Source organism: Mesorhizobium sp. M0011, from assembly GCF_040324155.1.
Classification (GTDB): Bacteria; Pseudomonadota; Alphaproteobacteria; order Rhizobiales; family Rhizobiaceae; genus Mesorhizobium.
The window spans coordinates 60,815-86,178 of the sequence record NZ_JAMYVQ010000007.1 but is presented as its reverse complement, the minus strand read 5'-3'; the positions used below and the strand labels follow the sequence as shown (position 1 = coordinate 86,178).

At 60.8% G+C, this 25,364-nt stretch carries 30 protein-coding genes; 13 read left to right on the top strand and 17 right to left on the bottom strand.

Translation table 11 applies throughout. The features are described 5' to 3' along the window. The first annotated feature begins 1 nt into the window (after position 1). From NKK51_RS10355 to NKK51_RS10345, 3 genes are read left to right on the top strand one after another with little or no spacing between them, the layout of a single operon-like run. Entirely contained in the window at positions 2-553 is a 552-nt protein-coding gene (locus NKK51_RS10355) for a flavoprotein (protein ID WP_023810415.1), read from the top strand. Further along, the gene (locus NKK51_RS10350) at positions 546-1,940 is read left to right on the top strand and encodes a DUF6513 domain-containing protein (protein WP_352552648.1); all 1,395 of its coding nucleotides are present in this window, start codon (positions 546-548) and stop codon (positions 1,938-1,940) included. The genes NKK51_RS10355 and NKK51_RS10350 overlap by 8 nt, the downstream gene beginning before the upstream one ends. A gap of 4 nt (positions 1,941-1,944) precedes the next feature. Then, positions 1,945-2,535, top strand: a complete 591-nt coding sequence (locus NKK51_RS10345) for a DUF447 domain-containing protein (RefSeq protein WP_352552647.1) — start codon at positions 1,945-1,947, stop codon at positions 2,533-2,535. Between the two features lie 19 nt (positions 2,536-2,554). On the opposite strand, the gene NKK51_RS10340 is transcribed toward NKK51_RS10345, so the two are convergent. After that, entirely contained in the window at positions 2,555-3,592 is a 1,038-nt protein-coding gene (locus NKK51_RS10340) for a hydantoinase/oxoprolinase family protein (protein ID WP_128303327.1), read from the bottom strand. A gap of 33 nt (positions 3,593-3,625) precedes the next feature. Between NKK51_RS10340 and NKK51_RS10335 the strand changes: the two genes are divergently transcribed. Beyond that, positions 3,626-4,336, top strand: a complete 711-nt coding sequence (locus tag NKK51_RS10335; RefSeq protein ID WP_352552645.1) for a HisA/HisF-related TIM barrel protein — start codon at positions 3,626-3,628, stop codon at positions 4,334-4,336. A gap of 137 nt (positions 4,337-4,473) precedes the next feature. Here NKK51_RS10335 and fae read toward each other — a convergent pair whose 3' ends face one another. From fae to NKK51_RS10300, 7 genes are all read right to left on the bottom strand, one after another. Beyond that, positions 4,474-4,980 carry a formaldehyde-activating enzyme gene (gene fae / locus NKK51_RS10330; protein ID WP_013532036.1) on the bottom strand — a complete coding sequence of 169 codons (507 nt, stop codon included), beginning with the start codon at positions 4,978-4,980 and terminating at the stop codon, positions 4,474-4,476. Positions 4,981-5,129: 149 nt separating this feature from the next. Then, positions 5,130-5,990 carry a triphosphoribosyl-dephospho-CoA synthase gene (locus NKK51_RS10325; RefSeq protein ID WP_352552643.1) on the bottom strand — a complete coding sequence of 287 codons (861 nt, stop codon included), beginning with the start codon at positions 5,988-5,990 and terminating at the stop codon, positions 5,130-5,132. A gap of 11 nt (positions 5,991-6,001) precedes the next feature. Further along, on the bottom strand, positions 6,002-6,949 hold the full coding sequence (locus NKK51_RS10320; protein ID WP_352552641.1) for an ATP-grasp domain-containing protein: 948 nt from the start codon (positions 6,947-6,949) through the stop codon (positions 6,002-6,004). Between the two features lie 134 nt (positions 6,950-7,083). After that, positions 7,084-8,040, bottom strand: a complete 957-nt coding sequence (mch, locus tag NKK51_RS10315) for a methenyltetrahydromethanopterin cyclohydrolase (RefSeq protein WP_352552640.1) — start codon at positions 8,038-8,040, stop codon at positions 7,084-7,086. Next, the gene (locus tag NKK51_RS10310; RefSeq protein WP_128303332.1) at positions 8,037-9,131 is read right to left on the bottom strand and encodes an ATP-grasp domain-containing protein; all 1,095 of its coding nucleotides are present in this window, start codon (positions 9,129-9,131) and stop codon (positions 8,037-8,039) included. The genes mch and NKK51_RS10310 overlap by 4 nt, the downstream gene beginning before the upstream one ends. Positions 9,132-9,144: 13 nt before the next feature. Further along, positions 9,145-10,038, bottom strand: coding sequence for an NAD(P)-dependent methylenetetrahydromethanopterin dehydrogenase (locus NKK51_RS10305; protein WP_352552638.1), 894 nt, complete (start codon positions 10,036-10,038; stop codon positions 9,145-9,147). Between the two features lie 29 nt (positions 10,039-10,067). After that, on the bottom strand, positions 10,068-11,039 hold the full coding sequence (locus NKK51_RS10300; protein WP_352552637.1) for a beta-ribofuranosylaminobenzene 5'-phosphate synthase family protein: 972 nt from the start codon (positions 11,037-11,039) through the stop codon (positions 10,068-10,070). 155 nt (positions 11,040-11,194) lie between these two features. Here NKK51_RS10300 and NKK51_RS10295 point away from each other — a divergent pair, with 155 nt between their 5' ends. From NKK51_RS10295 to NKK51_RS10265, 7 genes are all read left to right on the top strand, one after another. Beyond that, positions 11,195-11,575: a 4a-hydroxytetrahydrobiopterin dehydratase gene (locus NKK51_RS10295; RefSeq protein WP_013532029.1), complete on the top strand. Its 381-nt coding sequence runs from the start codon at positions 11,195-11,197 to the stop codon at positions 11,573-11,575. Positions 11,576-11,692: 117 nt separating this feature from the next. Further along, a complete protein-coding gene (locus NKK51_RS10290) occupies positions 11,693-12,781 on the top strand; it encodes a tungsten formylmethanofuran dehydrogenase (protein ID WP_352552635.1) in 1,089 nt (362 codons plus the stop codon). Then, the gene (locus NKK51_RS10285; RefSeq protein ID WP_352552633.1) at positions 12,775-14,406 is read left to right on the top strand and encodes a formylmethanofuran dehydrogenase subunit A; all 1,632 of its coding nucleotides are present in this window, start codon (positions 12,775-12,777) and stop codon (positions 14,404-14,406) included. Before NKK51_RS10290 ends, NKK51_RS10285 begins: the two co-directional genes overlap by 7 nt. Beyond that, the gene (gene fhcD / locus NKK51_RS10280) at positions 14,394-15,302 is read left to right on the top strand and encodes a formylmethanofuran--tetrahydromethanopterin N-formyltransferase (RefSeq protein ID WP_352552632.1); all 909 of its coding nucleotides are present in this window, start codon (positions 14,394-14,396) and stop codon (positions 15,300-15,302) included. The genes NKK51_RS10285 and fhcD overlap by 13 nt, the downstream gene beginning before the upstream one ends. Further along, positions 15,299-16,108, top strand: a complete 810-nt coding sequence (locus NKK51_RS10275) for a formylmethanofuran dehydrogenase subunit C (protein WP_352552631.1) — start codon at positions 15,299-15,301, stop codon at positions 16,106-16,108. Before fhcD ends, NKK51_RS10275 begins: the two co-directional genes overlap by 4 nt. 99 nt (positions 16,109-16,207) lie before the next feature. Beyond that, complete coding sequence (gene fghA / locus NKK51_RS10270; RefSeq protein WP_352552630.1) at positions 16,208-17,038, top strand: S-formylglutathione hydrolase; 831 nt, start codon at positions 16,208-16,210, stop codon at positions 17,036-17,038. Then, the gene (locus NKK51_RS10265) at positions 17,022-17,321 is read left to right on the top strand and encodes a hypothetical protein (RefSeq protein ID WP_352552628.1); all 300 of its coding nucleotides are present in this window, start codon (positions 17,022-17,024) and stop codon (positions 17,319-17,321) included. Before fghA ends, NKK51_RS10265 begins: the two co-directional genes overlap by 17 nt. 47 nt (positions 17,322-17,368) lie before the next feature. On the opposite strand, the gene NKK51_RS10260 is transcribed toward NKK51_RS10265, so the two are convergent. From NKK51_RS10260 to NKK51_RS10245, 4 genes are all read right to left on the bottom strand, one after another. Then, complete coding sequence (locus NKK51_RS10260; RefSeq protein ID WP_127293307.1) at positions 17,369-17,575, bottom strand: type II toxin-antitoxin system HicB family antitoxin; 207 nt, start codon at positions 17,573-17,575, stop codon at positions 17,369-17,371. A 4-nt stretch (positions 17,576-17,579) separates the two neighbouring features. Continuing rightward, the gene (locus NKK51_RS10255; protein ID WP_352552851.1) at positions 17,580-17,804 is read right to left on the bottom strand and encodes a type II toxin-antitoxin system HicA family toxin; all 225 of its coding nucleotides are present in this window, start codon (positions 17,802-17,804) and stop codon (positions 17,580-17,582) included. Between the two features lie 952 nt (positions 17,805-18,756). Next, a complete protein-coding gene (locus tag NKK51_RS10250; protein ID WP_352552627.1) occupies positions 18,757-19,041 on the bottom strand; it encodes a hypothetical protein in 285 nt (94 codons plus the stop codon). A 158-nt stretch (positions 19,042-19,199) separates the two neighbouring features. After that, positions 19,200-20,042, bottom strand: a complete 843-nt coding sequence (locus NKK51_RS10245; RefSeq protein ID WP_352552625.1) for a DUF3800 domain-containing protein — start codon at positions 20,040-20,042, stop codon at positions 19,200-19,202. 461 nt (positions 20,043-20,503) lie between these two features. Between NKK51_RS10245 and NKK51_RS10240 the strand changes: the two genes are divergently transcribed. Continuing rightward, the gene (locus tag NKK51_RS10240; protein WP_352552623.1) at positions 20,504-20,869 is read left to right on the top strand and encodes a hypothetical protein; all 366 of its coding nucleotides are present in this window, start codon (positions 20,504-20,506) and stop codon (positions 20,867-20,869) included. Here NKK51_RS10240 and NKK51_RS10235 read toward each other — a convergent pair. Next, complete coding sequence (locus tag NKK51_RS10235) at positions 20,827-21,135, bottom strand: hypothetical protein (protein ID WP_352552622.1); 309 nt, start codon at positions 21,133-21,135, stop codon at positions 20,827-20,829. The two genes, NKK51_RS10240 and NKK51_RS10235, sit on opposite strands and share 43 nt — an antisense overlap. Positions 21,136-21,683: 548 nt before the next feature. Here NKK51_RS10235 and NKK51_RS10230 point away from each other — a divergent pair. Beyond that, complete coding sequence (locus NKK51_RS10230; RefSeq protein ID WP_352552621.1) at positions 21,684-22,469, top strand: 8-oxoguanine DNA glycosylase; 786 nt, start codon at positions 21,684-21,686, stop codon at positions 22,467-22,469. Here the strand turns inward: NKK51_RS10230 and NKK51_RS10225 are convergent. From NKK51_RS10225 to NKK51_RS10210, 4 genes are read right to left on the bottom strand one after another with little or no spacing between them, the layout of a single operon-like run. Beyond that, on the bottom strand, positions 22,454-23,143 hold the full coding sequence (locus NKK51_RS10225; protein WP_352552620.1) for a nitroreductase family protein: 690 nt from the start codon (positions 23,141-23,143) through the stop codon (positions 22,454-22,456). The genes NKK51_RS10230 and NKK51_RS10225 overlap by 16 nt on opposite strands. Further along, positions 23,130-23,726, bottom strand: a complete 597-nt coding sequence (locus tag NKK51_RS10220; RefSeq protein WP_352552619.1) for a 7-cyano-7-deazaguanine synthase — start codon at positions 23,724-23,726, stop codon at positions 23,130-23,132. Before NKK51_RS10220 ends, NKK51_RS10225 begins: the two co-directional genes overlap by 14 nt. Then, positions 23,723-24,913 carry a PfkB family carbohydrate kinase gene (locus NKK51_RS10215; RefSeq protein ID WP_352552618.1) on the bottom strand — a complete coding sequence of 397 codons (1,191 nt, stop codon included), beginning with the start codon at positions 24,911-24,913 and terminating at the stop codon, positions 23,723-23,725. Before NKK51_RS10215 ends, NKK51_RS10220 begins: the two co-directional genes overlap by 4 nt. Next, entirely contained in the window at positions 24,910-25,167 is a 258-nt protein-coding gene (locus tag NKK51_RS10210; protein WP_352552617.1) for a hypothetical protein, read from the bottom strand. Before NKK51_RS10210 ends, NKK51_RS10215 begins: the two co-directional genes overlap by 4 nt. Positions 25,168-25,364 lie beyond the last annotated feature (197 nt).

The window sequence follows — 25,364 nt, the reverse complement described above, 5'->3', positions numbered from 1 at the left end:
GATGGTGAAGCTGCATGTGCCGCGCTGGGCGTGGGTTTTGACGGGTTCCGGGCATTTTTTTACGGAGAGCTTCGCACTTGTTCGCCAACTCGAACATTGCGATGTCTTCGTGTCGAAGGCCGCCAACGAAGTGCTGCGCATGTACAAGCTCAAACTTGATTTCCCGGAGACGACGCGCGTGCTGCACGACAAGACCGCGAGCGCGATCCCGGTCGGCGAATTCTACCACGGTGTCTATCACACGGTCGTGGTGGCGCCGGCCACGTCCAACACGGTCGCCAAATGCGTGCATGGCATTTCCGACACGCTCGCCACCAATGTCTTTGCCCAAGCGGGAAAGTGCCGTGTGCCAGCCATCGTCTTTGCTTGCGACACCGCACCGGAACTCGAAACCCAGGCACCGCACGGGCTGGTCAAGGTCTATCCGCGCAGGATCGATCTGGAAAATACCGAGCAGTTGAAGAGTTTCGAGCGGACCCAGGTGGTCGAGTCGCTCGCTGATCTCGAAGCCTCGCTCACACGGCGACAGGCCGAACTCGCAAGCGATGGCTGAGCGGCTGGTTTTTCTTACCGGCCATCTGGCCAAGGCGCGGCTGGAACGGCTGCTGGCCGGGCTGGGCAGAACCGAATTCGCGTGGGAAATCGTCGACGTCGGCGTCAAGGTCGCCGCGCTGATGAGCGAGGACATTGTGAAGCGTCGGCTCACTCTGACAGGAGACGCCGACCGCGTCATCCTACCCGGACGCTATCGGGGAAACATCGAGCACCTGTCGGAGCATTTCGGCGTGCCTTTTGTGCGCGGCCCCGACGAGATCGCCGACCTTCCGGCCTTCCTTGGCCGGGCGGGCAAACCGCCGGATCTGACGCGTCACGATATGCGCATCTTCGCCGAGATCGTCGATGCGCCGATGCTGTCGGTCGAGGCACTGATGGCGAGGGCCTCGATGCTAGCTGCGGCCGGCGCCGATGTCATCGATCTGGGCTGCCTGCCGGAGACGCCGTTTCCATTGCTGGCGGAGGCTGTGCGAGCGCTCAAGGCACGGGGATTTATGGTCAGCGTCGATTCGGCCAGCGTGGACGAACTGACGATCGGGGCACGCGCCGGCGCGGACTATCTTCTCAGCCTCGATGAGAACACGCTGCCGTTGATCTTCGATCATAGGGCTACGGCAGTGTTGATACCTTCCACGCCTGGCGATCTGGATTCGCTCGGCCGGGCCATCGAAGCCGCGCAAAAGGCCGGTATCGCCTTCATTGCCGATCCCGTGCTCGACCCGATCCATTTCGGCTTCGCCGTTTCACTCGGGCGCTTCATCGAGGCGCGGCGCCGCTGGCCGGACGTCGAATTGCTGATGGGCACCGGCAATCTCACCGAATTGACCGACGCGGACAGTTCTGGTGTTACGGCCGTTCTAGCGGGACTCTGCTCGGAACTCCGGATCCGAAACGTGCTGGCGGTGCATGTCAGCCCACACACGGTGCGGACGATCGAGGAGCACGATATCGCCCGCCGCGTCATGTTGGCTGCTTGCACGGACGGCGCCTTGCCGCGCGGCTATCACCCAGGCCTGTTGCAGGTCCACGATCGCAAGCCTTTCACAGCCTCAACCGACGATATCGAGGCATTGGCGGCCCAGGTGCGCGATGCCAACTTCCGGATCGCGGTAGCGGAGGACGGCATCCATGTTTTCAATAGCAAAGGGCATGCAGTTGCCACGGATGCGTTCGAACTTTTTGCCGGGCTGGACGTCAACGCCGATGGCGCACACGCTTTTTACCTCGGCGCCGAACTGATGAAGGCCGAGATCGCGTGGCGCCTCGGCAAGCGTTATGTGCAGGACGAGCCGCTCGCATGGGGCGTTGCCGCGCCGGCTCCCGAACCCGACCGTACCCGTCTTGCCGAGCCGGGCAAGACGCTCCGCGCAAGGAAAGAGCGCTAGGACCATGCCCTACATTCGCGAATCGATCATCACGACGGTCAACAAGGCAGGCAACGTCCACATCGCGCCGATCGGCATCATCGCCGAGAATGACGGCTGGGTGATTGCGCCGTTCCGGCCGTCGGTCACGCTCGACAATCTCGCCGAAGTGCCGTTCGCCATCGCCAATTATACCGACGACGTGCGTGTCTTTGCCGGCTGCCTGACAGGCCGCAAGCATTGGCCAACTGTTCCGGTTGACGGGTTTCCGGTGCCGAGGCTCGAGGCCGCGCTGGCGTATTCGGGCCTCGAAGTCCAAGCGGTCGATGACAATGGCGTGCGCCCCCGCCATTTCTGCCGCGTGGTGCGGGAGGAAGCGCTTGCGCCGTTCACCGGCCTTAACCGAGCCAAGGCGGCGGTGCTTGAGCTGGCCATCCTGGTCAGCCGGCTCGGCATGCTGCCGCGCGACAAGATCGAGGCGGAAATCGCCTACCTTTCGATCGCCATCGAAAAGACAGCAGGCGACGGTGAAAAGGAAGCCTGGGGCTGGCTGATGCAGCGTGTCAGCGATCATTTGACCGCCAAAGGTTCCGGGAGCAAGGACGCGCGGGCTTAGGCCGAGCGCCGCATCCTGCTTACGACGGATATCCCGCCAAAAGCGCTACCGCGGAAGCGGGTGCCGCGCTGCTCGCTTGGCCGCGAACGGTGTCATCCGCGGGGATGATGTCGGCGAAATCGACATAGCTGCGTTCCATGCGTTCGGCCAGTCGCCTGATCTGCCAGCGACCGATTCCGGCCCCGACGATCGGGACATCCCGAGGCAAGGTCCCGGCAACCAGCGACGCTGCATCATGCATTTTGCGCAGTTGCTGCTCGCTGAACCAGCGCGCGATTTCACCCCATTCCGGCGAGGTCAGGTCAGTGGCGTCGCGCCCGACCATGCGCGCCAGCCGCGCGATCGAACCATCCACGGTCTTTTCCTTGCCGTCGGCGGGAGGGTGCCTGTCGTCGTCCTCGTCGAGCACGCCCAGGATGCGGTGAGCGTCGGCGATCGAGGCGAAATACTCGTTCATCAGCGGCGTTAGCCTGCCATGGACGGGAGCCGACGAGGCTACGCCGAACAGGAATGTCCTGGTAAAGCCGGTATAGACCAATTCGCCGGTTAGAAGCCGTCCGGCGTCGGTGTAGCCGTCATTGGCCACGACGCCGTTCTTGATGGCAATGATATCGGTGGTGGTGGAGCCCATGTCGACGAACAGGGCATCGCCGGCGAGTTTTGCCACCAACAAGGCTGTCGCGTGCCAATTGGCGGAAGCCACATCGGCGGCCAGCTGCGCTGCCCGCTCAATCCCGACGAAACCGGATGGCCCAGCATAGACCAGCTTTTTGTCTGTGGGGAAATGGGTGGAAATCTGACCCAGCAGAGCCCCTACGCCGACATCGCGGGACGGAAAGATGTCCGACAGTTCGCCTGTCATGGTGAATGCGTTGAGATCCGCACCCGCGTAGATCGGAGCCGTTTCGTCGAGGGCTGAAGCCAGCTTGTGCAGCCCTTGCCAGAGCGGCGTTGCGATCGTTACCGCCTCGACGATGCGACCGTCTTGTGCGCGGGTCACCTTCAGATGTGCGCCGCCAATGTCGAAACCGGCAATGATGCCCTTTCTTTTTTCCACGCTTCAAGCTTTCATGACGGGGGCAATTGGTCGGTGAAAAAAGCGTTGCGTATCATTCCGGTTCTCGACCTGAAAGACGGCGTGGTGGTTCGCGCCCAGCAGGGAAAACGCGATCGCTACAGGCCGATCGTTACGCCGCTCAGCCGAAGCCCTGATGTCGTCGCGGTCGCTGAAGGACTGCGTGGGCTTTATCCTTTTTCGACCTTCTACATCGCGGATCTGGACGCTATCGAAGGCGGTGTGCCAAACAGCGACGCACTCGCCCGGCTGAGGACGATGGCGGAGCCGCCGGAACTTTGGGTCGATGCCGGTGTGGCCGACGAAAAGACACTTTTGGCGGCGCTTGCCGAACGCTCGCTGTCTCCTGTTTTGGGCTCTGAATCGCAGCGGGACGACATGTTGCTGCGGCGTTTTCGCGATCATCCCGATCTCATCCTGTCCCTTGATTTCGTCGGCGATAGTTTTTGCGGACCGCGTTCTCTTCTCGATGAGCCCGAGCTTTGGCCGCAAAGGGTGATTGTCATGACGCTGGCCAAGGTCGGTGCGGCCGCCGGTCCCGACTTCGGGCGATTGCAGGAGGTCAAGGCCAAGGCCGGAAATCGCGCCGTCATCGCGGCCGGCGGCGTCCGAGATGAGACCGACATCAGCGCCTTGTCCGCGATGGGTGTCGCCGCGGCGCTGGTCGCAACCTCATTGCACAACGCTACGCTCACCCCCGGCCGCCTCGCGTCACTCGGCGCCTGACAATCGTCGCTCGTCAACTCCCGAAGGGCGAGCGCCCTTCGGGAGTTGACGTTTCAAAAGCCCAGAACCTTTTTCAGCCGGCGCAACAGACCATCCGTCTCAGAAGAGGGTTTTTCCTGTGCGGGGCTGTCTCTTGTCTAGGCTGCGAACGGATGCTTGACCTTGTCGCGCTGGGCCGTTGCTTCGGCGGCGGTCGGCGTTCCTGCAACGGCGCGCTGGATAGCTTCCTTTGTCGCCTCGTAATTGTATTTCTGGATCTTGGCGTCGTCCGCCGCGTCCCAATGGATGAATACCCCGACGCAGATGAACACGTCGTCCGCTTCGTTGGCCGGAATGGTCCCGTCCGCGACGCTGTCCTGCACGGCCTTTGCCACTGCGTGCTGCGCCGGGCCGAACATCTGGACCGCCTGCTTGGCGCCCTTGATCGTGACCTTGTTGAACATCACGGTGTTGGGTTTGCATTGAAGATTGGGCGCGATCACCGCCAAAAGCGAAGTAAAGCCGTCCTTGTTGTTGGTAAGCGCGTTGCAGAATGCCGTTTCGACCGCGCTCCCCCGCGGGCCGATGAGCAGGTCGACATGCGCGACTTCGTTGCCGTCTCCCACCAGCGATTCACCGACCATAACCTTTGAGATTTTTGCCATGCCAATTTCCTCCAAGACACAATTATGGTGTCCACGGACGCTGCAACCGAGCAGGCGCTCGATGGACAGCTATCCTTGTTGGCAGCGTCCGGATTTGCCCGGACCGGTTGGCTAGATAGCCGCGGAAGCACAGCTTCCACTTTTGGAAGTCAAGCACCAACGCCGCGATTATGCAAGGTGAGGGCGAGGGTGTGGACTAAAAGAGTAGCCACGGTGAGGTCGGCCGAGGTGCCGGGGTTGATGTTGTCGGTCTTTAACCGGCGGTCGAACTCCATGAGCAGGCGAATGCGCGACGGTTCGTCGCCCTCCGCATGGAGCGCCGCCTGAACGGCAACGGCTTCCTGCCGCGCCTGATTTGCGACGTCAACGCCGTGCTTGCGCATCACATGGCTGTCGGGGAAGTCGGCGAAAAACGCCATGTAGACGAATACCGTCGGCCACATGCCGGTTTCTCCACGTGCCAACGCTCCATCCAGCGCCGCGAGCCCGACCCCGAACACGTCGCCGAAACAGCTGCCGTACTGGCGGGCGATCATGTCCCGGTCGGTGGCCTCCCGCATCGCGTCCAGCAAATGGATCTTCGGCTCCTGCCGCACATCGTTGGCGGCTTCTCCGAGGCCGCCTGGCGCGGCCGTGACGATCGCCTCGAACACCGCCTTGGTATCCTGCACGCTCAAAGCCCGAAGCAGCGAGTCGAGATTGTCCTGCAGTCTGTCACCGCTCATTTCGGCGGCGCATATCAGTGGCCCTGTCAGAAGGATGATTCCGAGATTGGTATTGGTTGCGACCGCCAGTCGGGTCGCGCGCACCGCCTCCAGCATGCGCTGTCCGACCGGCAGACGAGGATCGGTCAGCGGCCCGGAAGAAACCTCCGCACTCATCATGAATTGAGCGGCCGACATGCCGTGTCCGTCGGCGAACAGATGGACGTTGCCCGGTTTGAGGGCTTCGATCTCCATCCTGCAGGCATCCTTGTAGCTGGCCCGGAGGCGTTCACGCGATAGCGCCATCCTACGGGCCCTCACGAATTCGCAGGCGCGGCGAAACGGTAGGGCCGCGGCGCGGCGGCCGCTTCGGCGCGGTCGGCCAGGAGTTTCAGCAAGGCATCGGCGATTGCTTCGGCGATGTTCACGGCGACCACCGATTGCAATCCCGACCAGGCGGGCATGCTGTTCACTTCGAGTATGAACAGATTGCCGTCGTCAGCCCGCACGATGTCCACGCCGGCAAAATCCGCGCCGACCGCGGCTGACGCGGCGACAGCCAGCGAGGCCAGTTCCGCCTTGCCATGTTCGGAAACCTGTTCCGGCACGCCGCCCCTGTTGACGTTCGTGATCCAGTCGTCGCTGATGCGGCTCATCATCGCCACGGTCTCGCCGGCGCAGACAAAGACGCGAAAATCCCGGAAAGGTGGACCGGCACGCGACACATATTGCTGAAGGTAGTAGACGCTGTTCACCTCTTCTGCGGCCGGCAGGTCCGAGAGCGTGCGGATCAGCTTTATCCCGCGGCCTTGCGCGCCGAACAATGGTTTCAGCACCAGCGGTCCCCGCGGAAGCTCTTGCGCCGCGATCTCCTCGGCGACGGCAAGTCCTTCTACGGCAAAGGTGCGTGGCGTAGGCAGGCCGGCATTTTTCAGGAGGAATGTCGTCATCGACTTGTCGACGCAGCGCTCGATCGCCTGGGCGGAATTCCACACGGGAACCGACAGTCTGCTTAACGCGTGCAGCACGCCGAGGCGCCGGGTAATCGCTTCGAATGATCCGGCGGCGATCGAACGGACGAGCACGGCGTCGGGCAGCGTGCCGCCGAAGCCAGGGTTCGAAAGCCCGCTCGGGCTGCTGGTGTCGAATGCGATCGCCGCCAGCGGCACGGCTGCAACGGCGGCGCCTCGCCGACCAAGCCCTGCCGCCAGGCCGTTGGAGCCGGTGTCCACTTTGTCGCTGACGATCAGGATGCGAGGGATCATGTGGCCTCTCGGGTACGGGAATGTCGGCGGCGCGAGCGATCCCGCGCCCTCATTGCCGCGTCCGCGGCAGGGCTGCACGAAATGCAGGCGTCGGGCAGGCGAATGACAGACGAATCTCTTTGCACCGCCATGCTCTAGCCGAGACTTCGTTCGAGCATCTTCAGATCACGCCGACCGGCGCGAAACGTATCGCCGGTTTCGATCGCTGTCACGATCACTTCGGCCGGGCTGAACAGCAGCGGGTCGATGGCATAGAAATCGCCCTTGAACCGCGTGAAGATCTCGGCGAAGGGTTGGCCGTAGTCCCGTGAGGCGCTGCTTGGGAGTTTTTCCGCGAGTTTGCCAGCTTCTTTCGCCGATCCTTTCACGAAGAGCTGGACGCTGCCGCCATAGATGATGGCATCGTTGGTTCGGCCCATGGCGGTCAGGAAATCCGGATGGGGGGCGGGGATCGGAGCCGTTCCGATGCCATCGACAACGTTCTCCAGCGGGAATTTGAGATCGTTGATCTTGTGCAGGGCAACCTCGAGCGCGCGCGCAACGATCTGCACGCCGCCGGCAAGGCTTTGTGTCGGCGCATAGAGGAAGGTGAGCTTTTCCGTCGCCAATCCAGTTGCCTTGCCCACTTTCTCAACGATCGCGCGGGGAGGCGGTTCGGCCGTCTCCAGGATAAGCACCGCGGACGATGCGATGTCGCGATAGGAAAGTGTTTCGAACAGCGGTTCGACCCGGGCGAGCGCCCGCGCCGGCCCAGATCCCATGGCGAAATAGTCCTGGCCAGATAGATTCCAGCCCGCATATTGGCTGCCCAGGCAGGCTAGCACCGGCTGCGAAGATCGCGCTTCGACGGTGAACGGCCATTGCTGTGACGCACGATCCATGAACACCGAAACGCTGCCGAGACCGCCCATCGCAGCCTCAGCCATGCGCAGCCCGGCTTCGACGCTGCCGACGGTCTTGGCGCCGGCATCGATCAGGCGCTCGCCCAATGGCCCCGTGGAGACGACGATACGCAGGCGTTCGGCGTCGTCGATCATGCCGTCAACGATGCGCTGTGCATTGTCGTTCAGGAATGCCGAACCGTCTTTCATGTCCGGTCTCCTTCCCATTGGAGTTGCAATTGACTGACTTGTCCCTTGATGAGCCGCTTGGTCGATTGGACGCTCGGACCGCGCGCGAAGACCGTGCAGACAGGGTCGCCGGCAATCAGACGGGTGCCAGCCGACTGCTGGTCCGCTGTCCATTCAGGCCAGGCGATCGACGGAAAGTGAGTGATTGGCGTCGCGGCGTAAGTCACCATCGACGCCATCGAATCGACGAAGCGCGGCAAGCGGAAGACCTGACCCGTCGCGGCGCGCAGATGCGCTTCGATCAATGGCGCTTCGACATCGTCGAAAATGTCGAGGGTGGCGCCTGGCCTTGGATTGATCTCGATGAACTTGTAGCCATCCGGCCCGCGGATGAGATCGGCGCTGCACAATCCAACCAGGCCGGCGCGCCGCGTCAGACTTGAGAGCCAACCGCCGATGAGCGCCGCCTGTCTGCGATCGAAGCGTCTCAACCGCACGGCGCCGCCGTAGCGATAGGGCGCTGTCGGGGAGGGGGACGTCCATTGTTGGCTGAAGCCCACGACGTGCGCGGTTTGCCCGTTGCCGACGAACAGGGCCGAGATGCTGCGACCGGCAACGAAGCGCTGGAAGTAGCGGCCGGCGGTCGGGCTTTCTCCGGTTGCTCGTCTGACGTGCCCGCCACCGGCGCCGCCCGCGGTCTTGGCCACCCAGTTCTCCGGATCAGGCGGCTGGTCCCATCGCAATTGCGGATGCGGGATGCCGAGTTCGGCGCAATCATCAGCCAGCAACTGCGGATCCTTGATCCTGCGGATCGCGCCGCCGCCATTGCCTGCGAGCGGAAAGTGTCGCGCGATCTTGTCCACGGTCTCAGGCATCCGCTCAAACCCAGAGCCCAGGATAATGGCGACCGGGAGGTCGTCGCCAGCCAATCGCCGAAGCGTGTCGATGATGCGCTCGCCATCGACGCCCCCCTGCAGGTCGCCTGGCAATATCGTCGCGCGTTCTGCGAGCGCGACGGTGTCCGTATCGCAAAAGAAATCGGCGACCAGCGGACGATAGCCGGCGCGACGCGCGGCGGCGGCCAGCGCCCGGCCTGAAATTGCCGCGATCAAAAGAGATCCGGCGTTACTTGGCAATCTCGCGTGCAAGGGAAAACGCTTCCTGAAAATCGAGCGTGATCGTCTTTTCGGATTCGATCATTCTTTTGAAGAGACCGAATTCGACCTTATATTTGACATTGCCGATGGCAAGCGGACCAATGCCGACAGCTTTTGCCGTTTCGAGTGGATCACCATTGGCATTGACGGCCAATCCTTCGATGCCGGCCGGGGGAACAGCATTGACGTCGGCCGCAATAAGCAGGTCATTGCCTTTCAATTGGGCTTTGGAGACCACTTGGACGCCGGCTTTAGCGCAAGCCAGGATAATTTCGTTTGCCTCGACCAGCTTTGTCTTGCGGGCGTCGCTCGATCCGTCAGCGGCATCGACGATGATGTTGAATCTGCTTTCGATCTCGGCCGCGATCTGCTTGACCCTTTCGATGCCGTCATGGCCGACAAGTGTGACCCGTGCACCTTCCTCTGCCGCGATGACGGCGGTGCAGAAGCCGACGACGCCGGTGGCGCCGAAAACAGCCACCCTCGTATCCCTGAGCCCACGCTGGAGTTTCTTCTCCAGCGCCTTTTCGACCTTGGCCACCATCGCCGCGGCCGTGGTGAACGAGCCGGCCGGATCGGCAAATACCGAAACCTGGAAAGGCGGCACCATCGCCTTCTTCGCGGCGTCGAACATGTCGAGCGCCAACGAGGCATCCTTCCCGGCGATGAAGATGCCGGTGTCGACACCCGCATCCGGCGGGCGCGAAAAGATCGCGTCCTGGACCAGGCCTGTCACTTCGGCGAGGCTTACATCGACATAGGGGACGACGGCGTCGAAACCTGCGTCGAGCGCCATATTCACGTCGAAGGGGCTCATCTGCTTCAACGGTGTCAGCATGTGCAGGATGTGTTTGCGGGCCATTTCTTGCCTTTCTGCCTGAAACGGGAGCGTCAGCTGCCGACGAGATTCAGCCTGGTTGAGCTGATCTTCGCGCCGGAGTTCCTGCCCTTGACGATCTTGATCTCAAGGCCGTCTCCAACTTTCGTCTTCCGAACCGCGTCGACGAACTTGAGTGCGGCGTCATGCGATGGCGCGAAGGCAAAGCCTGTCGGCCCCCAGGAACTCTGGCCGATGCCGACGGCGCCTGCTTCATTGAGACGGTGGGCCGCCATCTCGACCCCCTTCGAGGTGAACACGCCGCCCTGCGCCGGGGCGAAATGGCTGCCGATCAGCATCTGTATCGCGGTGACGGCGGCGCCGAATGCCGGAAGGTCCCGCTCGACCAGAGCCGGCATAATGCCCATCAGCACCCTCCGGCAGATCTCCCCGCTGCCTGCCGTTGGGAATGGCGGCAGCGAACGAAACGCCGCGACCTCGGCAGCGCCATGCAGTCCATGCCCGGAATGGTCGAGGATGAGGATGACGCGCCACTCTTCCGGAAACGGCAGCCGCGCGACGACCGGAGGCGTTCCGCCGCGGTCGTTCTTGCCGGCGTCGACTATGACGCCGCCGTCTTCGAAACTTGCGATGCCGATGCCGGATCGGCCGCCCCGCTCGAGCAGGCTGGCGTCGCCGACGATATCCAGAGGCAAATTATGGAGAGTGCGCAATGCCGAGGCGACGGCAAGGGCGATCTGCGTGCCGGACCCCAGACCCGCATGACTGGGGATCGACTGCTCGACCACCAGATGGTGCGGGCCGCGAATGCCGAGATGCTTGCAGAGCGTCGACAGATGCTCGCTGGCGCGGGTGCTCTCGGAGTCTTCGACGATGGTCTCGCCGGACCGCGACAGGGTGACGACGGTTTCGGGTTCGCTCAATGGAAGCCCGACGCTGCCGAACCGCCGTCCGGCATCGCCATTGAGATCAAGGAAGCCAAGGTGCAGGCGAGCGGGCACTCGTATGGTAACAGAATTCGACATCTGCCCCCCGATGGATGCATCATGGATGCATCATGGAAGTTTAGGTGCCCGGTACCATGATAACTGTTTTCGTCGATGGGGCAAGCCAAAGAGAATGCATCACGTGTTTGCCGGCTCCGGCGCATAGACAGACCGAGCAATTCGCGGAGGTCGAGATGAACGAGACAGTCAAGGAAAAGGTCTATTCGGAAGCCGAGATCGCCGATCGGCTTGAGAAGGAGCTGCCGAAATGGCGTTACGAAAACGGCTGGATCCGGCGCAAATACAAGACCCACAGCTGGAAATCGACGCTCATGGTCATCAACACGGTTGGCCATCTCGCCGAGGCGGCGTGGCACCATCCCGATATCACCGCCTCCTATGCCTGGGTCGAGGTGCGCCTGACGAACCACGCGGCGAAAGGCATTACCGACAAGGATTTCGAGTTGGCGAAAAAGATCGAGGATGTTGTTCAGTGGCAGCCGGCCAAGGAAGGCGGGGCGCTGGAAGGCACTCCGCTGACCGATCAACGCTTCGCTTACGTCAAATATGACTAGGCAGGGTCGGAATTTGTTGACGCGTATGAAAACATTCGCTGATCCGCTGCAAGGTGGGGTTCACGGCCAATCCAGTTTCGTCTAGGATCGGGCCGGCACCAGAAAGTAGTTTAGCGAATGGCGGTTGCTTGGATCGGCAACCGGGAAGCGCTGATTGAGCACGCGGCTGCGCATGCCGCGTCGCTATTGTCGTCAAGTCGGTGCCCGGTTTTCAGCTTTGATACGGATATAGACGGCACCAGGGCGGCGATCGCGCTGGCCGAGCGGGCTGGCGCGGCATACGACCATGCCGATGGCGCGGCACTTGCCCGGGAGACCGCGCTTTTTACGGACAAGGGGGCAATGACCGTCGCCCCCGGAGAGACGCGCCGGCGTGCCGATGTCGTGGTGATCGTGGGCGAGCTCCCGCGGATCCATCATGGTCTTGTTGGCGAACTCGACGGGACGGTTCCCGACCTCTCGACCGGGAACCAGCGCGCGTTCTTCGTGGTAGGTCCAAACGGGATGTCTGTGCCGCCGCTGAACGGCGGGCGCAAGGCAACGCAACTTTCCTGTGGCCAAGCCAGCCTCGCCGCCACGCTGGCGGCACTGAGAGCACAGTACAAAGGGCAGCGTACATCGCAACCGGTGTCGAATTTCAATGATTTCGCCAAAGCTCTGGCGGCCGCGCATTTTCCCGTGTTCCTGTTTTCAGGCCACGCCGCCGAAGGCTTGGCTTTGGAGATGCTGCAGGGACTGATCGCCGATCTCAATCGCAAATCGCGCGCATCCGGCCTTCATCTGCCGGCGAACGAAAACGGCTGGGGAAGCACGCTCGCCTCGGCCTGGATGACAGGTTTTCCGCTGCGCACCGGCTTTGCGCGCGGCTTCCCGGAATTCGATCCCTGGCGCTGCGATGTGGCGCGCATGATCGCTGCCGGCGAAGCCGACCTGCACCTGCGGATCTCCGCCACAACGGCTCAACCGAAGGAAAAAAAGCGCCGCATCGCGCTGATTGCGTTGACGAAAACGCAAGAGCCGGTTGCCGGCGCCGCGGTCACCATGGCCATCGGCGAGGCTGGGGTCGATCACGATGCGGTTGTCTACTCCAGCCGCACGGGCTCGCTCAGGTCGATCGATGCGCAAGCGGCCTCGCAATTGCCCTCCGCCGCGACGATCATCCGCCTGATCGCTACCCATGCTTTCGCCGAGCCACTGCCATGCTGACGAAAATCGCCGGCGGCGACATCATCGATCCCGTCAACGGCCGTCTCGGCAAAGGCGACCTCTGGATCAAGGACGACAAGATCGTTCCGGCGCCGGCGGGAGGGGCGGCCGACCGGATCATCGAAGCCAGCGGCTGCATCGTGATGGCTGGCGCCATCGACATCCACTCCCACATTGGCGGCGGCAATGTGAACACCGCGCGGCTGCTCTTGCCCGAACAGCACGCCGCCCATCAGCCGCGGCCAGCAATGACGCCGCTCTCCAATGCCGGCTGGTCGACGTTCCAGACCGGCTGCCTCTACGCAAAGATGGGCTTTACGACGGTGGTCGAGCCGGCGATGTCGCCGGGAGCGGCGCTTCACACGCATCTCGAACTGGCTGACATCCCGATCATCGACAAAGCAACCCTCGCCATTCTCGGCAATGACGATTTCCTGTTGTCGATGATCCGCGACGACGCCCCCCGAACGATGATCGAGGACTATGTCGCCTGGACGGTCGCTTCGACGCGAGCGCTTGGGGTCAAGGTGATCAACGCCGGTGCGGCGGCCGCCTTCAAGGAGAACGTCCGCACCTTCTCGCTGGACGATGTCGTGCCTTCCTATGGCGTCAGTTCGCGCAAGATCGTCAAGACGCTGCAGGCCGCCGTCGACAGTCTTGGCCTGCCGCATCCCCTGCATGTCCATTGCAACAATCTGGGCAGCCCCGGATCGGCGGATACGGCGGCTGCGACGATTGCAGCGGCGGATGGGCTGCCGCTGCATCTCGCCCACCTCCAGTTCTATGGCTATGGCACGGAAGGAAAACGCGGGTTTTCTTCCGCCGCCGCACGGCTTGCCGAACTGGTCAACGCGACGCCGGAAGTCACCATCGATATCGGCCAGGTCATGTTCGGCCAGACGGTCACGGTCTCCTCCGACGTCATGCGGCAGTTTTCGGCGCGTGGCAGCGCGCACCCGAAAAAGACCGTCATTCATGATGGTGACGGCAATGGCGGCGGCATCGTGCCCTACAGCTATGGCAAGGACTTCTACGGCACGATGCAGTGGGCGATCGGGCTCGAGCTTTTTCTCCTGATCGACGATCCCTGGCGTGTGTTCTTCACCACTGATCATCCCAACGGTGCACCTTTTACCGCTTATCCGGCGCTGTTCGAACTGCTGATGAGCCGGGAAGCGCGCGCCGAAATGACCGCTGGACTTTCACGATCCGCCCTGGCGCTCTCTACCCTGGCCGCAATCGACCGCGAATACACGTTCGAGGAAATCGCCATCATGACGCGGGCGGCGCCGGCCAAGCTGCTCGGCTTGACGGATCGAGGCCATCTCGGCGCCGGTGCAATAGCCGACATCGCTGTCTATCGCAGGGACCGCGATATCGCGAAAATGCTCGGACAGGCGGCGTATGTTTTCAAGGATGGCGATCTCGTCGTGCAAGACGGGGAAATCATCCATTACCGCTGGGGCAAGGCATTGAGGCTCAAGCCGCCTGTCGACAAGGCAATGGTGCGACGGCTCGAGGACTATCACCAGCAGCGCTACGGCCTGTCGCTGGACTGGTTCAATTTTCCGGATTCCGCGATTGCGCGCGAACAGCCATTCGGCGAGGTGCCATGCCGAACATGAGCGTCAATGGGGTGACGATCGACGATACCTTCGCCGAAGCCTTCGGCATGCGCGCAACCGCCATCGTCATCACCGCGCCGAGCCGGAAATGGGCTCGCCAGGCGGCGATCACGATGACCGGCTTCGCCACCTCGGTGATCGGTTGCGGCTGCGAAGCGGCAATCGATCTCGACCTGCCGCCATCGGCCACACCGGATGGCCGGCCGGGCTGCCGCGTCATGATTTTCGCGATGGGAACGGACGAATTGCAGAAACAACTGCTCAATCGTGTCGGCCAGTGCGTTTTGACCTCGCCGGGTTCCGCCTGCTTTGCCGGGCTGCAGGGCAGCGCCGAGCTCAAGCTCGGTTCGGCGCTGCGTTATTTCGGCGACGGCTGGCAAATCTCCAAGAAGATCGGCGACAGGCATTTCTGGCGTATTCCCGTCATGGATGGCGAGTTCCTGTGCGAAGCAACGACCGGACTGACGAAGGAAGCTGTCGGTGGCGGCAATTTCTTTGTCATGGCGCAAAGCAGCGCCAACGCTTTGGCCGCTGCCGAGGCCGCGGTCGGTGCGATCGGCATGGTGCCTGGCGCCATCGTGCCGTTTCCGGGCGGCATCGCCCGTTCGGGTTCCAAGATAGGTGGCAAATACAAAGGGATGATCGCCTCGGCCAACGAAGCCTATGCGCCGACGTTGCGCGGCGTCGTCGCGAGTGAACTCGGTCCCGACATCAACGCCGTCCTGGAAATCGTCATCGATGGTGAAACCAATGATGCAGTTGCCGCCGCGATGAAGGCCGGCATCAAGGCTGTCATAGAGCTCGGACCGAAAAGAGGCGCGGTTCGCATCAGCGCCGGCAATTACGGCGGCAAGCTCGGAAAATTCATCTACTCGCTGAAGGATATGCTGCCATGAAGGGGCTGACCTTCACCCTGGTTACAGAGCCGCCGGAGCGCCTTGACCTGTCGCCGCTGACGCCGGAGCGGCTGGCCGGGATCGAAAGGCGCGACGTCGAAGGAATCCAGATCGGCATGTCGAAGCACGGATCGAAGGTGGGCGACATTTTTCGCGTCGCCGGCAGCGATCCGACAAGCATCGTGTTCGAGGGCGGAAGCACGCGCCTTGACCTTGTGGCGCAAGGCATGCGGGGTGGGTCGGTTCGCCTCGTTGGCAATGCCGGCGCCCAGGCCGGGCGCGCCATGCGCGGTGGCAAGCTGACGATCGAAGGCAATTCGGGTCCATACGCCGGCTCCGGCATGCGCGGCGGCAGGCTTGAGATAACAGGCAATGCCGGCGACCACCTCGGCGCGCCGCTCGTGGGGGAACTGGCCGGCATGAACGGCGGTGTGTTGATCGTCAGGGGCAAGGCGGGCGCCTTCGCGGCGGACCGCATGCGGCGCGGCCTGATCGCGGTGCTGAAAGGCTCCGGCGACCTTGCCGGCAGCCGCATGATCGCCGGCACGCTGGTGGTGGCCGGTGGCACCGGTGATATGCCCGGCTATCTGATGCGTCGCGGTTCGATCCTTCTCGATCGCGCGCCGGCACGCATGTCGCCGAGCTTCGTCGAATGTGGCGCGCCCGAGAGCGTTTTCGCCGCCATCATCGATCGTCATCTGATCGCCGAGGGCATTTTGAAACGGCCGCTTCTGGGGAGCGCACCGCGCAAATATGGCGGGGATAACGCAGTGCTCGGAATGGGCGAGGTTCTTTTTTCGCGCTGAGATCCGTCGACACAAGAACCATAGGATGGCAGGACGCAAGTGCTGCCGCTGGTTGGCAGTAGGGGGCGACCGTCATCCGACCCGCAACGTGGAGAACACATGAAAATCATCTCTCAAACGAAAGCCCATGGCGGCGTGCAGGGCGTCTATTCCCATTTGTCGACGAGTTGCCGTTGCGACATGACTTTTGCCGTTTTCATACCTCCGCAGGCGCGGGAGGCGCCTTGTCCAATTGTGTGGTATCTCTCAGGCCTGACGTGCACCCACGCCAATGTAATGGACAAGGGCGAGTACAGGCGCATGGCCGCCGAGCTTGGCCTGATCGTCGTCTGTCCCGACACCAGCCCGCGTGGGGCCGACATTCCGGATGAAAAAGACAACTGGCAGTTCGGCTCCGGCGCCGGCTTCTATCTCGATGCGACGCAAGAGCCTTATGCGAAGAATTATCGCATGTATTCCTATGTCACCGAGGAGTTGCCGGCTCTCATCGCGGCTGAATTTCCAGCCGATATGGCGCGCCAAGCTATCTCCGGCCATTCCATGGGCGGGCATGGCGCGCTGACGATTGCCTTGAAGAATCCGCAGCGTTTCAAAAGCTGTTCGGCGTTCGCCCCGATCGCCCAGCCAAGCACCGCCGGCTGGTCGAGACCGGCCTTTGAGAAGTATCTGGGCAAGGATGAGGCCTCGTGGCGAACCTGCGACGCGACGTCGCTCATCGACGACGGATACCGTTTCCCCGAATTTTTGGTGGACCAGGGAACGTCGGACGGATTTCTTGACGACGGGCTGAGGCCTTGGCTGCTTGAGGCGGCCTGCGCCAAAGCGGGTATTCCGCTTAAATTGCGGATGCAGGATGGATATGATCACTCGTATCTTTTCATCTCCAGCTTCATGGACGACCATCTGAGATGGCATGCTGAGAGGCTTTGATCTGGGCAGGCCGAAGGCATGGCTAGATGCAAACAAGTTATCGACTCCGACGCCTTACACCGAGGGCGCCGCGCCTGCCGCCGTCAAACGCTACACATTCAGCCCCGACGCCGCCCACGCGAAAGAACTGAAAGCAGTAGCCGACCTCAATGAAATCCCCGAGCCGCCCTGCGGCGAAATGCCTGACGGCATCCAGTATTTCGAGGTGCCCACGGGTGAGGGGCGCAAGGTGCTGTTCGTGCGGATAGGGCAGGACGAGCAGACGCTGGAGGTGTTGCCGTAGAGATAGCAGGCGGGATCAGAGCCTGATCCGATTGAGTGAATTGCCTTCTACGCCTCTACGTATTCCGCGAGGCTGACACCCTTGGGCACATCCAGCCCATCGGCTCGCAAACCTTCGATGTGAAAGCGTATTGCATCGCGAATCTCGGTTTCCACTTCAGGCACAGTGGCACCTGTCGCGATGCAGCCGGGTAGGTCCGGCACATAGGCAGAGAAATTACTTCCTGCTTTTTCAATCACCACCGCGTAACGCATGTCATCACTCCTTCAAACCTGACTGCTTGAGGATGCTGTTCAGTGTTCCCTGTGCAACCTCTTCAGACGGCTTGCCAGCCACGGTGACGCGGCCGGCTTTGACTTCATGCTTATATTGGCGATGGCTGCCCTTGGTTGCAACCAGATACCAGCCGTCGGCCTCCAGCAGGCGAATGATCTCGCGAACTGTAAGCCGAGGTGGTGGCTGGTGCGAGAGCCAAAGTTGTATCCAGGCCCCTTCAGATCTAATTGAAATTGCAGGCATTTTAATTGGGAATATATTCCACACCCAAAGTTAGGTACCTGCCAGACGCAAAGTTGTATCCTGATGTGCCTGACAAGGGTTTTCTGGCCCCGTTTCTGGCATCAAGATCAAGTCTATCTCGTGCGGGACGAGGTATTTGCGCCTGGGCGATGGCCGAGGCCGCTCTCCCGTTAGCATCCGGATCGCGCCCAAGAGGAGCTGGGCAACCCGTCACCGCGGGAGATGGCGCTGAGACCACAGTCTGACTGCTGGCGAGCCCGCGATGCCCCTGAGCAGAGTGGCGCGCGGGACGACGGCGGCACTACCAACCGGGGTCTTGGCGGGAAGAGACCAGCAGAGGACTAGGCGGATGACCCGCGCCGACGGACTACCTTGACGCTATGAAGACGGTCACGAACCGACGGTGACAGCGAGATCAGGGCAGATTCCGAACGTTTATCCTCTGCATCGAGCTCTTCAACACCGATTGGAGAGCGTGCCTCCGGGGCTGAGTTGGAAGATCCCTCGGGGGGAATAGGCCTACGAGATGAGCCGTTGACGTTTGCCAATTGGCGCCTGACCTTGGTTGGGTTCAAACAAGAGGAGCCACGGTCATGGAAGATGGAAGCCGGAAAATCTACGTGACGAGCGAAGCAGAGAAGCTTGAGGTTCTCGCCGGGCTCGAGTTGTCCGGAAGCGTTCGCACCCTGAATCGGCTCCTCGGGACAAGTTACGCCGACTTGGCGGCTTCGCAGTCCGAAGAGGTCAGGGCGAGATACGCGAGATGGCAGGAGGTTGCCCGGAATGGACTGGCCATCGAGGCGGAATGGGGCGAGGGGGCTCTCCTGAATCTTAACGATCCAGTCTTCGTCGACATGCGAGCACGAGGGCAAATGAATCCCGTCCGCGTCCGGAATGCGGAAGCGTATGCCGCAGCTCATCCGCCGGCTGAGTTCAATTCAGCAAGCTCGTTGTAGGCGCGAATTTGGGTGCCGACCACTGTGTGCCGCACCCCCGTGCTAGCCGGAATCACAATAAAGGTTCCTTCGCTTTCGTCCGGCGCCTTTCCATCCTCCGTAAGCGCGAATTTCCCCGCACCTTTTGCTGTTGAGTGCTCTGATGCTTTTCGGCCCGCCAAGATCAGCATTAGCTGCATTTTGGCCTCGGAAGCCCCGTCCAGCGTTGGAAGAAGCTCAAGCTCGCCTGGCAGCAAAAGCCACAACGGGAATCGGAGCAGCGTGCAGCTTTTGAAGGCCGGCTCACTGTTCCGATGATCTAAAAAAGCGCTTGAAAAGCCGGAAGCACCGCCCTATAACATGTTCATGGCTTTGCCACGGGGTCTGGCTTTACGCTGACCGCCTTAAGGGACCTTCGGGTCCCTTATGTGTTTCTAGGGTTCACCCATTCCTTGTATGGATCATCGTAGCAGGAGTACTTGACCGCGATCGTCTCGTCGCCGTTGCTCCTCAAATCGATAATTTGTCCTGCTTCTGACAATCGGTCGTGCGCTCGGTTTTTCAAGCCGGTTGGACGGTGACCGAGGGGGTGAAGCACAAGGTCAGCCAATTGCAGCATGGGATTGCTTTTCCCGTCTGGCCAGATGGTCAGAAGCGTCTCTGCCAGCTCATCTTTCGTGAGAGGCGTATGCCTCGATGAGTTTGTTGCATCAAAGCCAGTTCCTTTTTTGAGAAGTCCCTCGAAATAATTTTCGATGAGGCGATCCTCGACCGCGCCTGATCGTTCATAAGCAATAGAGAGTTTCCGGCCAGCGAGCCTCGCGTACTTCGCCGCACGCTCGACGGAGATGTCGAAGGCCGTCCGGCTCATCTGCCATCGTGATCCTTCAGCGTGCTTCTCATAGTACCTGTCTCGATAGCCCGGGCGGCAGATCACGCATGCATGGGCCGTAATACGATCATCGATGATCAGAGCTTCCAGCTCTTCGAAGAAGAGGTTCCTCCGTTCCTCGTCCTGTTTCAGGAAACCGAACTTGCCCTTTCCGGATCGAATCTTATTTCCGTGCAGCTCCGGTACACCCCAGCGCTTGCAGAACCGAATTGTGGCATCAGACAGCGCCTGGACCGCCTCCGAAGGAACGATTATCCCGCCGAGGCCAAAGCTGAAGATATGAGACTCCATAGGCAGGGCGTCACCCGGTTTGCACATGGTACGAGTTCCGAAATCGTCCATGAAAAAAGTCAGGTGAGGCTGGTGGTCGTTCACAGTATTTCTTTCCACCACAATTGCTGTCGACACTGAGCCTTTGCGAGAACTACATCCATTCGGGTTTACAGATTGTTTTGCGTATCGCTCTTTGGGGTTTCGGATTCGGGGCACGTACCACAGAGCAATGCCCGGGAGTCGCCCTTACCGTCTCGCGACGTTGACTATGCCGCCTGGGCTCGTTTGGAGCAGAAGCCAGAGACCTCAATTTTATTGCGCTTCGTCACGACTATGGAACGGTCGGCTGAGATTGCCGGATCGGGAACGGGCGAGTGGAACTGCCGGAGCGACATGGAAGCGTAACGCGCCCCCTCATGGAATCGCGCCTCATCTCTTGCTATGGTGTCAGCTTGCTTCGGCTTCCGGGCGAGCCAAAGGGAGCGGGATATGAGGCGTGCTGCGGTTGACGTCAGCAACCTGGCGCCTGACCCTTTCTGTATCGAGAACAGAAAGGTTGCGCGATGGAAAACGAGCCACGGTATTTCTGCAGGCTGACCGAGGATGAAAAGCTTAGTGTCCTCGCCGGGCTCGAGCGGTCCGGCAGTGTCAGAATGATGGCCAACGTCTTGAAGGGGAACTTCTCGGACTTGGCGACCTCGGCGTCGAAGGACGTCAGGGCGAAGTACGCACGATGGCAGGAAGTCACAAAGAAGTGGCAGGCCATCGAGGCGGAATGGGGCGAGGGCGCCCTCCTGAAGCTCGACGATCCGGTCTTCGTGGACTTGCGTGCAAAAGGGCTGTTAAATTCGGATATCATCCGCAATGCAGAGGCATATGCTGCCGCTCATTCTGGCTTGCCGGAATTCAACACTCCGAGCGCCTTATGAGCGTCGCCCAAGTCACCAACCACTGTGTGTCGTTTCCCAGTCTTTGCCGGAATGACCACGTAGGCAACATGCTTTCCGTCCTTCCACAGGTCAAAGATTTCGCCATCGTCACTGCTGTCGACCGGATGTTCTTCGATCTCCCGGTCGATGTCGTCGGAATGATTCCCAGACAAACTCTTGCTCCTTCCATTGGCTTCGGCAGCTAGCGGCTTCCGAATCTTTGCCGCCACGCTGGTAAGCGCGATCCGGCCATAGCCGGCGCTCAAGGATTGACTGCCTGATGTCAAGGATTGCGGCCGAAAGGATTGACCGACGTCTTCGTGATGGGCGCCGCTGCGCCGGAGTTCAGCTCGCAGCCGCCGCCCACTATGGTTCCGTACCCAAAGTCGGAGTGGATCGCGAAAGTTTTTGAACGCTACCTCCGGCGCGACGACCTTTCGCGAGGGCCTATCTGCGGCTGACCCAAGTATTCCTTGGGTGAACATCCGGGACATCAGCTCGGAACTCCACTCCCAGTCCGCTTCTCGGCGTCGCCAGTGGGCTGGGAAGACGACAGAACATCTGGAGCATCGACTGCCAGTCCGGTAAGGCCATTGCAGCGCGCATCTGGCGGAGCACCATTGGACGATGTACCAAGCGTCTCGTAGGGCCCATCCGAGACGCATGGACCTCCAGATCGCCGCAGCGTTCGAATGTCAGGGCAGGTTCGCGCAAGTCTGCCGGATGAATGTCGGCGATGGTCGACATGAGCGCGCGGATGTCGTCGAATGAACTGAGCTCCCAAATGCTTTAGTAGCGCGGTAAAGGGCACGACATGCAGCGGGTTTGGATCAATATCGACGGACAGATTGAGGAATTCCATGTTCCGTCGCATGTCGAAGAGGTTATGCCCGGAGTAGTTTGGGGTTCGCCTGACGTGCTTTTCACGCCATCCTTCTGGAAGTATCAATCCGAAGCGCAAATCAGGCGACATCGCTATGCCGACCACCGCTTGGGAGACACGCTGCTCGAGGAGATCGCTGTCTGCCTTCTGGGCGGTTATGGCATTCCTGCGGAAATGGGAATGGTCGCGTTCCACCGTCTGAGGGAGCATGAAATGCTTCAGGGGGCAGCGGTGGAGCAGGAAATGTTGGACCTGCTGTCTCGGCCGTTCAAAATGGCCGGCAAGGAGCGTCGGTACAGATTTGCCGCGCAGAAAGCTTCGTACTTGTGCCGTTCGCTGAAGATGGCCAAGGAACTCGATACCGATCTTCCAGCGCGAGAATTGCGTGACAGGTTGCTCTCATTTCCAGGCATCGGCCCAAAAACGGCTTCGTGGATTGTCAGAAACTATCTGAACTCTGACGACGTCGCGATTATCGACGTCCACCTGTATCGTGCCTGCGTCATGATGAACGTGTTTGAATCGGAAACGGACCCTAGCAGAGATTATTTCAAGCTGGAAGATTTGTTCCTCACGTTCGCCGAAGGGATTAAGGTCAGAGCGAGTATCCTAGACGCCATCATGTGGGATTTCATGCGGCGGATCGGCCCGACTGCGCATCCCGCATTTGCGATCAACACAGGCAACCGAACTGACCAGCTTCAGCTAGCGTTTTGATGAATTCCGCGTCTTCCGATTGCCACTACTCCAACGGCGACTAGACCGCTGGCCGATGGCAAAAGTGCATCGACCACCTGCTGCCCAAGAATGCCAAGCGGACAGAATGCCAGATCGCGAGCCTCGGCAACCATCGCCATCGCCTGAATAACAGCGCCGGCGTCGCGCCAAAGGAGCGATTGATGGTCCGAATAAAGGCGCGACAGATCTCGGATGTCAGCGACGAGCGCAATCCAATGACCGTTGGCCTCCGGGAGCACCTTCCGGCAATTTTTTAGGAATGCATTTAGCTGCTGGGGATCTCGCGCCCCAACTGAGAGGAAGCGATCGCTGATGTCGTCATAGACGATTGGACGGACATCCCGACCGAGCAGCACGCCCATCACCGGATGAAGCGCGCCCGAGGAAACCACTGCCTTCAATTTCCGCCCGTGTTTCGCCGCGACCCCGACGAAATGGGCTCGCAGCGTTTCGCGAATAGCAAAAGCAACATCCTCGATCGGGGCCTCCGAGAGAATTCTGCTGGAGCGGCGTGCGCGAAGAACGCTTTCCAGCGATCGGTCGCCGAGTGAGAGCGGCCTGAGATCGAATTCGACGATGTGGGGGTCATGCCAACTAACTGGCTCTCCACGAGGAACGGCGCCAGCATTCGGGCGCGGGTCAATAGGGACCAATGCCGATCGCCTCCATCGTCTCGAAGTGCTTACGGCATCCTCTGCAGTAACCGCACGCATAGTCACTGACGTGGCATGAGTGCGCCCATGAAAGGATTCCCATCGGTACTCCTGATACCTGCACCAGTTCTTGGGCGCTATACTCGGCCGCAGGAGCTTCAAGCTCGAGGCCGCCTTCCTGCATGGAAAGCAATGAGCTCAACGCCTCGACGAACTCCCGCCGCCCGTCAACGTGGAATCCGTCGGTGCGCAGCGCGCCTATCTCGAGGACCGCGATATCGTGCTTGATGCACTCCATGGCCGCCAATGTCACGAGCATCTGATTTCGATAGGGCCACCACTCGCTGGCAGGTGCGTTGGGATCGGCCGGCTTTCCCGCTAGATCGCCACTGCCCAGTGCGGACAGGTCGCATTTGATGACGCGATGATCGATGCCAAGAGCTTTGCAGACCGCCGTTGCCGCTCGGATTTCGCCTTCAGCGGCTTTGTGTCCGTAGTCAATGGTGATGGCTAAGTCTGGCCTTCGCCAGAATGCAAGGCAGGTGGAATCCATGCCGCCCGAGAGCAACAGTGCCCGCTTCATGAACGCCACGCGATCTGGAAAAGAGCGCTCACGTAGTCTTCGTGAAGATGGGCTCCCGCACCCTTGGGAAGCTTGAGATCGACGTCGCGCATATTCTGCGCGACGCAGTAGACAGGCTTGTCCAAGGCTCTCGCGTAGCCGACTTCGAATACGGTGCCGGGACTGCTGCCATTTAGAATCGCGAAGACCGCGTCGCACTCGCGGATCGCTGCCAAGTCTTGCCGGACGACAAGTTCGGCCACGCCGGGACCGATCTCATGGATCGGGCTGAAAACGCGCATCCCCAACGCACGGAGTTGAGACCGCGCGTCATCGATGAGCATGCGCTGTCCGGTTTCGCGAAACGGGCCTGCGAGATACACCTTGCCTCCGGCTCGGGTAACCGTTTCGCGTGTGTGGGTATCTCCGGCACCGGGTGCTGTGATGGCGAGATTCCGTGTTTCCACGTAGTCAGCAGTTGATCGGCTCGCGAATGTCGCGGCGTCAAATGCGGATAACCCCCCGATTGCCCAAGCGTAGGAGAATGCAGTCACGAATACGTCTCCTGAACCGATGGAGAACACGTTCCGGGTTTTGAAAGCGGGAACGTGCTTGCTCTCGCCGCCTGAATATACCGTGGCACCGTCGATGCCCTCCTTGACAACAACGACTTCGGCGTTTTCTGACGAGATTATAAATCTGACCGCGTCATCGACCGAATTCTTCTTGGCCATGCTCAGTATTTCGCCCCGGTTAGCGACAATGGCCAGATGTTCGGCCTTTGAACCTGATTTCGAAAAGGAAAGAGGATCGAACGCCGACTGTGGGTCGTAAATCCCGTAGTGGGCAGTGATGCGCGGATCGCATTCCATCATTCCGAACTTGATTACGACTTCGCCAGTCATTTCGGGAAAAACTAGTTTTTCCAAGACGCGCTCGGGCGATATTCGAGGAACCGCTAGACAATGCAGGTAGTCGAACTCGACTGGCGCGCTCCTGCGAGTGATATTCAATTCAATGCCAGCCGCGCCGAACGACGCTTCGGCAGCTAAATCTTCGCCTTTGGACAGAGCGCTGTGGAGGCGTATCTTGGTGACGAGACCAACCAGCCCCATGGCCGCGCGGCCCGCCGATCCGAGTAGTTGGTCCCAATATGGAAAGGCGCACTTTTCTCTGTAAATGCCTCCTACGATATCGATCGTGGTCATACTGGATAGATTTCCACCGTCACCGCGCCACCACTGATCTGAGTAACTCGTGCCTCGTATTGCTGCCCGGCGCGCAAACATTGGATGATATCCGCAAGGCGCGCGGACGTGATCGATCCTGCGGTATTCCCTCCGGACATGGCCACGACCCGTAGCGGCGCTTCCTGGAGCACCACAGTCAGAACAGATCCGATCACAAGCGTGCCAACGACACTCATGTTCGGCGACGCCAAGTTTGTCACTTCGGTGAACATGCATGGATTCGGTAGTCCCGCGGGATTTCCACCGCCCCCCGATCCGGTGCTTGTTGGATTTGAAATCGTCGAAACGGGGCGCCAATCTTCGCCACCGCCACCGCCACCGCTGCCCGACATAGGTTTCCTCCCAAGTAGCTCCCGAATGTCAATTCAGCCTAAATGTAAGTCAAAGTCCAGTACGCTGCGTCGAGCGA

Excerpts from the sequence above, each read along its gene's own strand:
- NKK51_RS10355 (WP_023810415.1), top strand. The coding sequence starts at position 2 with ATGGTGAAGCTGCATGTGCCGCGCTGGGCGTGGGTTTTGACGGGTTCC.
- NKK51_RS10350 (WP_352552648.1), top strand. The coding sequence starts at position 546 with ATGGCTGAGCGGCTGGTTTTTCTTACCGGCCATCTGGCCAAGGCGCGG.
- NKK51_RS10345 (WP_352552647.1), top strand. The coding sequence starts at position 1,945 with ATGCCCTACATTCGCGAATCGATCATCACGACGGTCAACAAGGCAGGC.
- fae (WP_013532036.1), bottom strand. The coding sequence starts at position 4,980 with ATGGCAAAAATCTCAAAGGTTATGGTCGGTGAATCGCTGGTGGGAGAC.
- NKK51_RS10325 (WP_352552643.1), bottom strand. The coding sequence starts at position 5,990 with ATGGCGCTATCGCGTGAACGCCTCCGGGCCAGCTACAAGGATGCCTGC.
- NKK51_RS10320 (WP_352552641.1), bottom strand. The coding sequence starts at position 6,949 with ATGATCCCTCGCATCCTGATCGTCAGCGACAAAGTGGACACCGGCTCC.
- mch (WP_352552640.1), bottom strand. The coding sequence starts at position 8,040 with ATGAAAGACGGTTCGGCATTCCTGAACGACAATGCACAGCGCATCGTT.
- NKK51_RS10305 (WP_352552638.1), bottom strand. The coding sequence starts at position 10,038 with ATGGCCCGCAAACACATCCTGCACATGCTGACACCGTTGAAGCAGATG.
- NKK51_RS10300 (WP_352552637.1), bottom strand. The coding sequence starts at position 11,039 with ATGTCGAATTCTGTTACCATACGAGTGCCCGCTCGCCTGCACCTTGGC.
- NKK51_RS10295 (WP_013532029.1), top strand. The coding sequence starts at position 11,195 with ATGAACGAGACAGTCAAGGAAAAGGTCTATTCGGAAGCCGAGATCGCC.
- NKK51_RS10290 (WP_352552635.1), top strand. The coding sequence starts at position 11,693 with ATGGCGGTTGCTTGGATCGGCAACCGGGAAGCGCTGATTGAGCACGCG.
- NKK51_RS10285 (WP_352552633.1), top strand. The coding sequence starts at position 12,775 with ATGCTGACGAAAATCGCCGGCGGCGACATCATCGATCCCGTCAACGGC.
- fhcD (WP_352552632.1), top strand. The coding sequence starts at position 14,394 with ATGCCGAACATGAGCGTCAATGGGGTGACGATCGACGATACCTTCGCC.
- NKK51_RS10275 (WP_352552631.1), top strand. The coding sequence starts at position 15,299 with ATGAAGGGGCTGACCTTCACCCTGGTTACAGAGCCGCCGGAGCGCCTT.
- fghA (WP_352552630.1), top strand. The coding sequence starts at position 16,208 with ATGAAAATCATCTCTCAAACGAAAGCCCATGGCGGCGTGCAGGGCGTC.
- NKK51_RS10265 (WP_352552628.1), top strand. The coding sequence starts at position 17,022 with ATGCTGAGAGGCTTTGATCTGGGCAGGCCGAAGGCATGGCTAGATGCA.
- NKK51_RS10260 (WP_127293307.1), bottom strand. The coding sequence starts at position 17,575 with ATGCGTTACGCGGTGGTGATTGAAAAAGCAGGAAGTAATTTCTCTGCC.
- NKK51_RS10240 (WP_352552623.1), top strand. The coding sequence starts at position 20,504 with ATGGAAAACGAGCCACGGTATTTCTGCAGGCTGACCGAGGATGAAAAG.
- NKK51_RS10230 (WP_352552621.1), top strand. The coding sequence starts at position 21,684 with ATGCAGCGGGTTTGGATCAATATCGACGGACAGATTGAGGAATTCCAT.
- NKK51_RS10220 (WP_352552619.1), bottom strand. The coding sequence starts at position 23,726 with ATGAAGCGGGCACTGTTGCTCTCGGGCGGCATGGATTCCACCTGCCTT.
- NKK51_RS10215 (WP_352552618.1), bottom strand. The coding sequence starts at position 24,913 with ATGACCACGATCGATATCGTAGGAGGCATTTACAGAGAAAAGTGCGCC.
- NKK51_RS10210 (WP_352552617.1), bottom strand. The coding sequence starts at position 25,167 with ATGTTCACCGAAGTGACAAACTTGGCGTCGCCGAACATGAGTGTCGTT.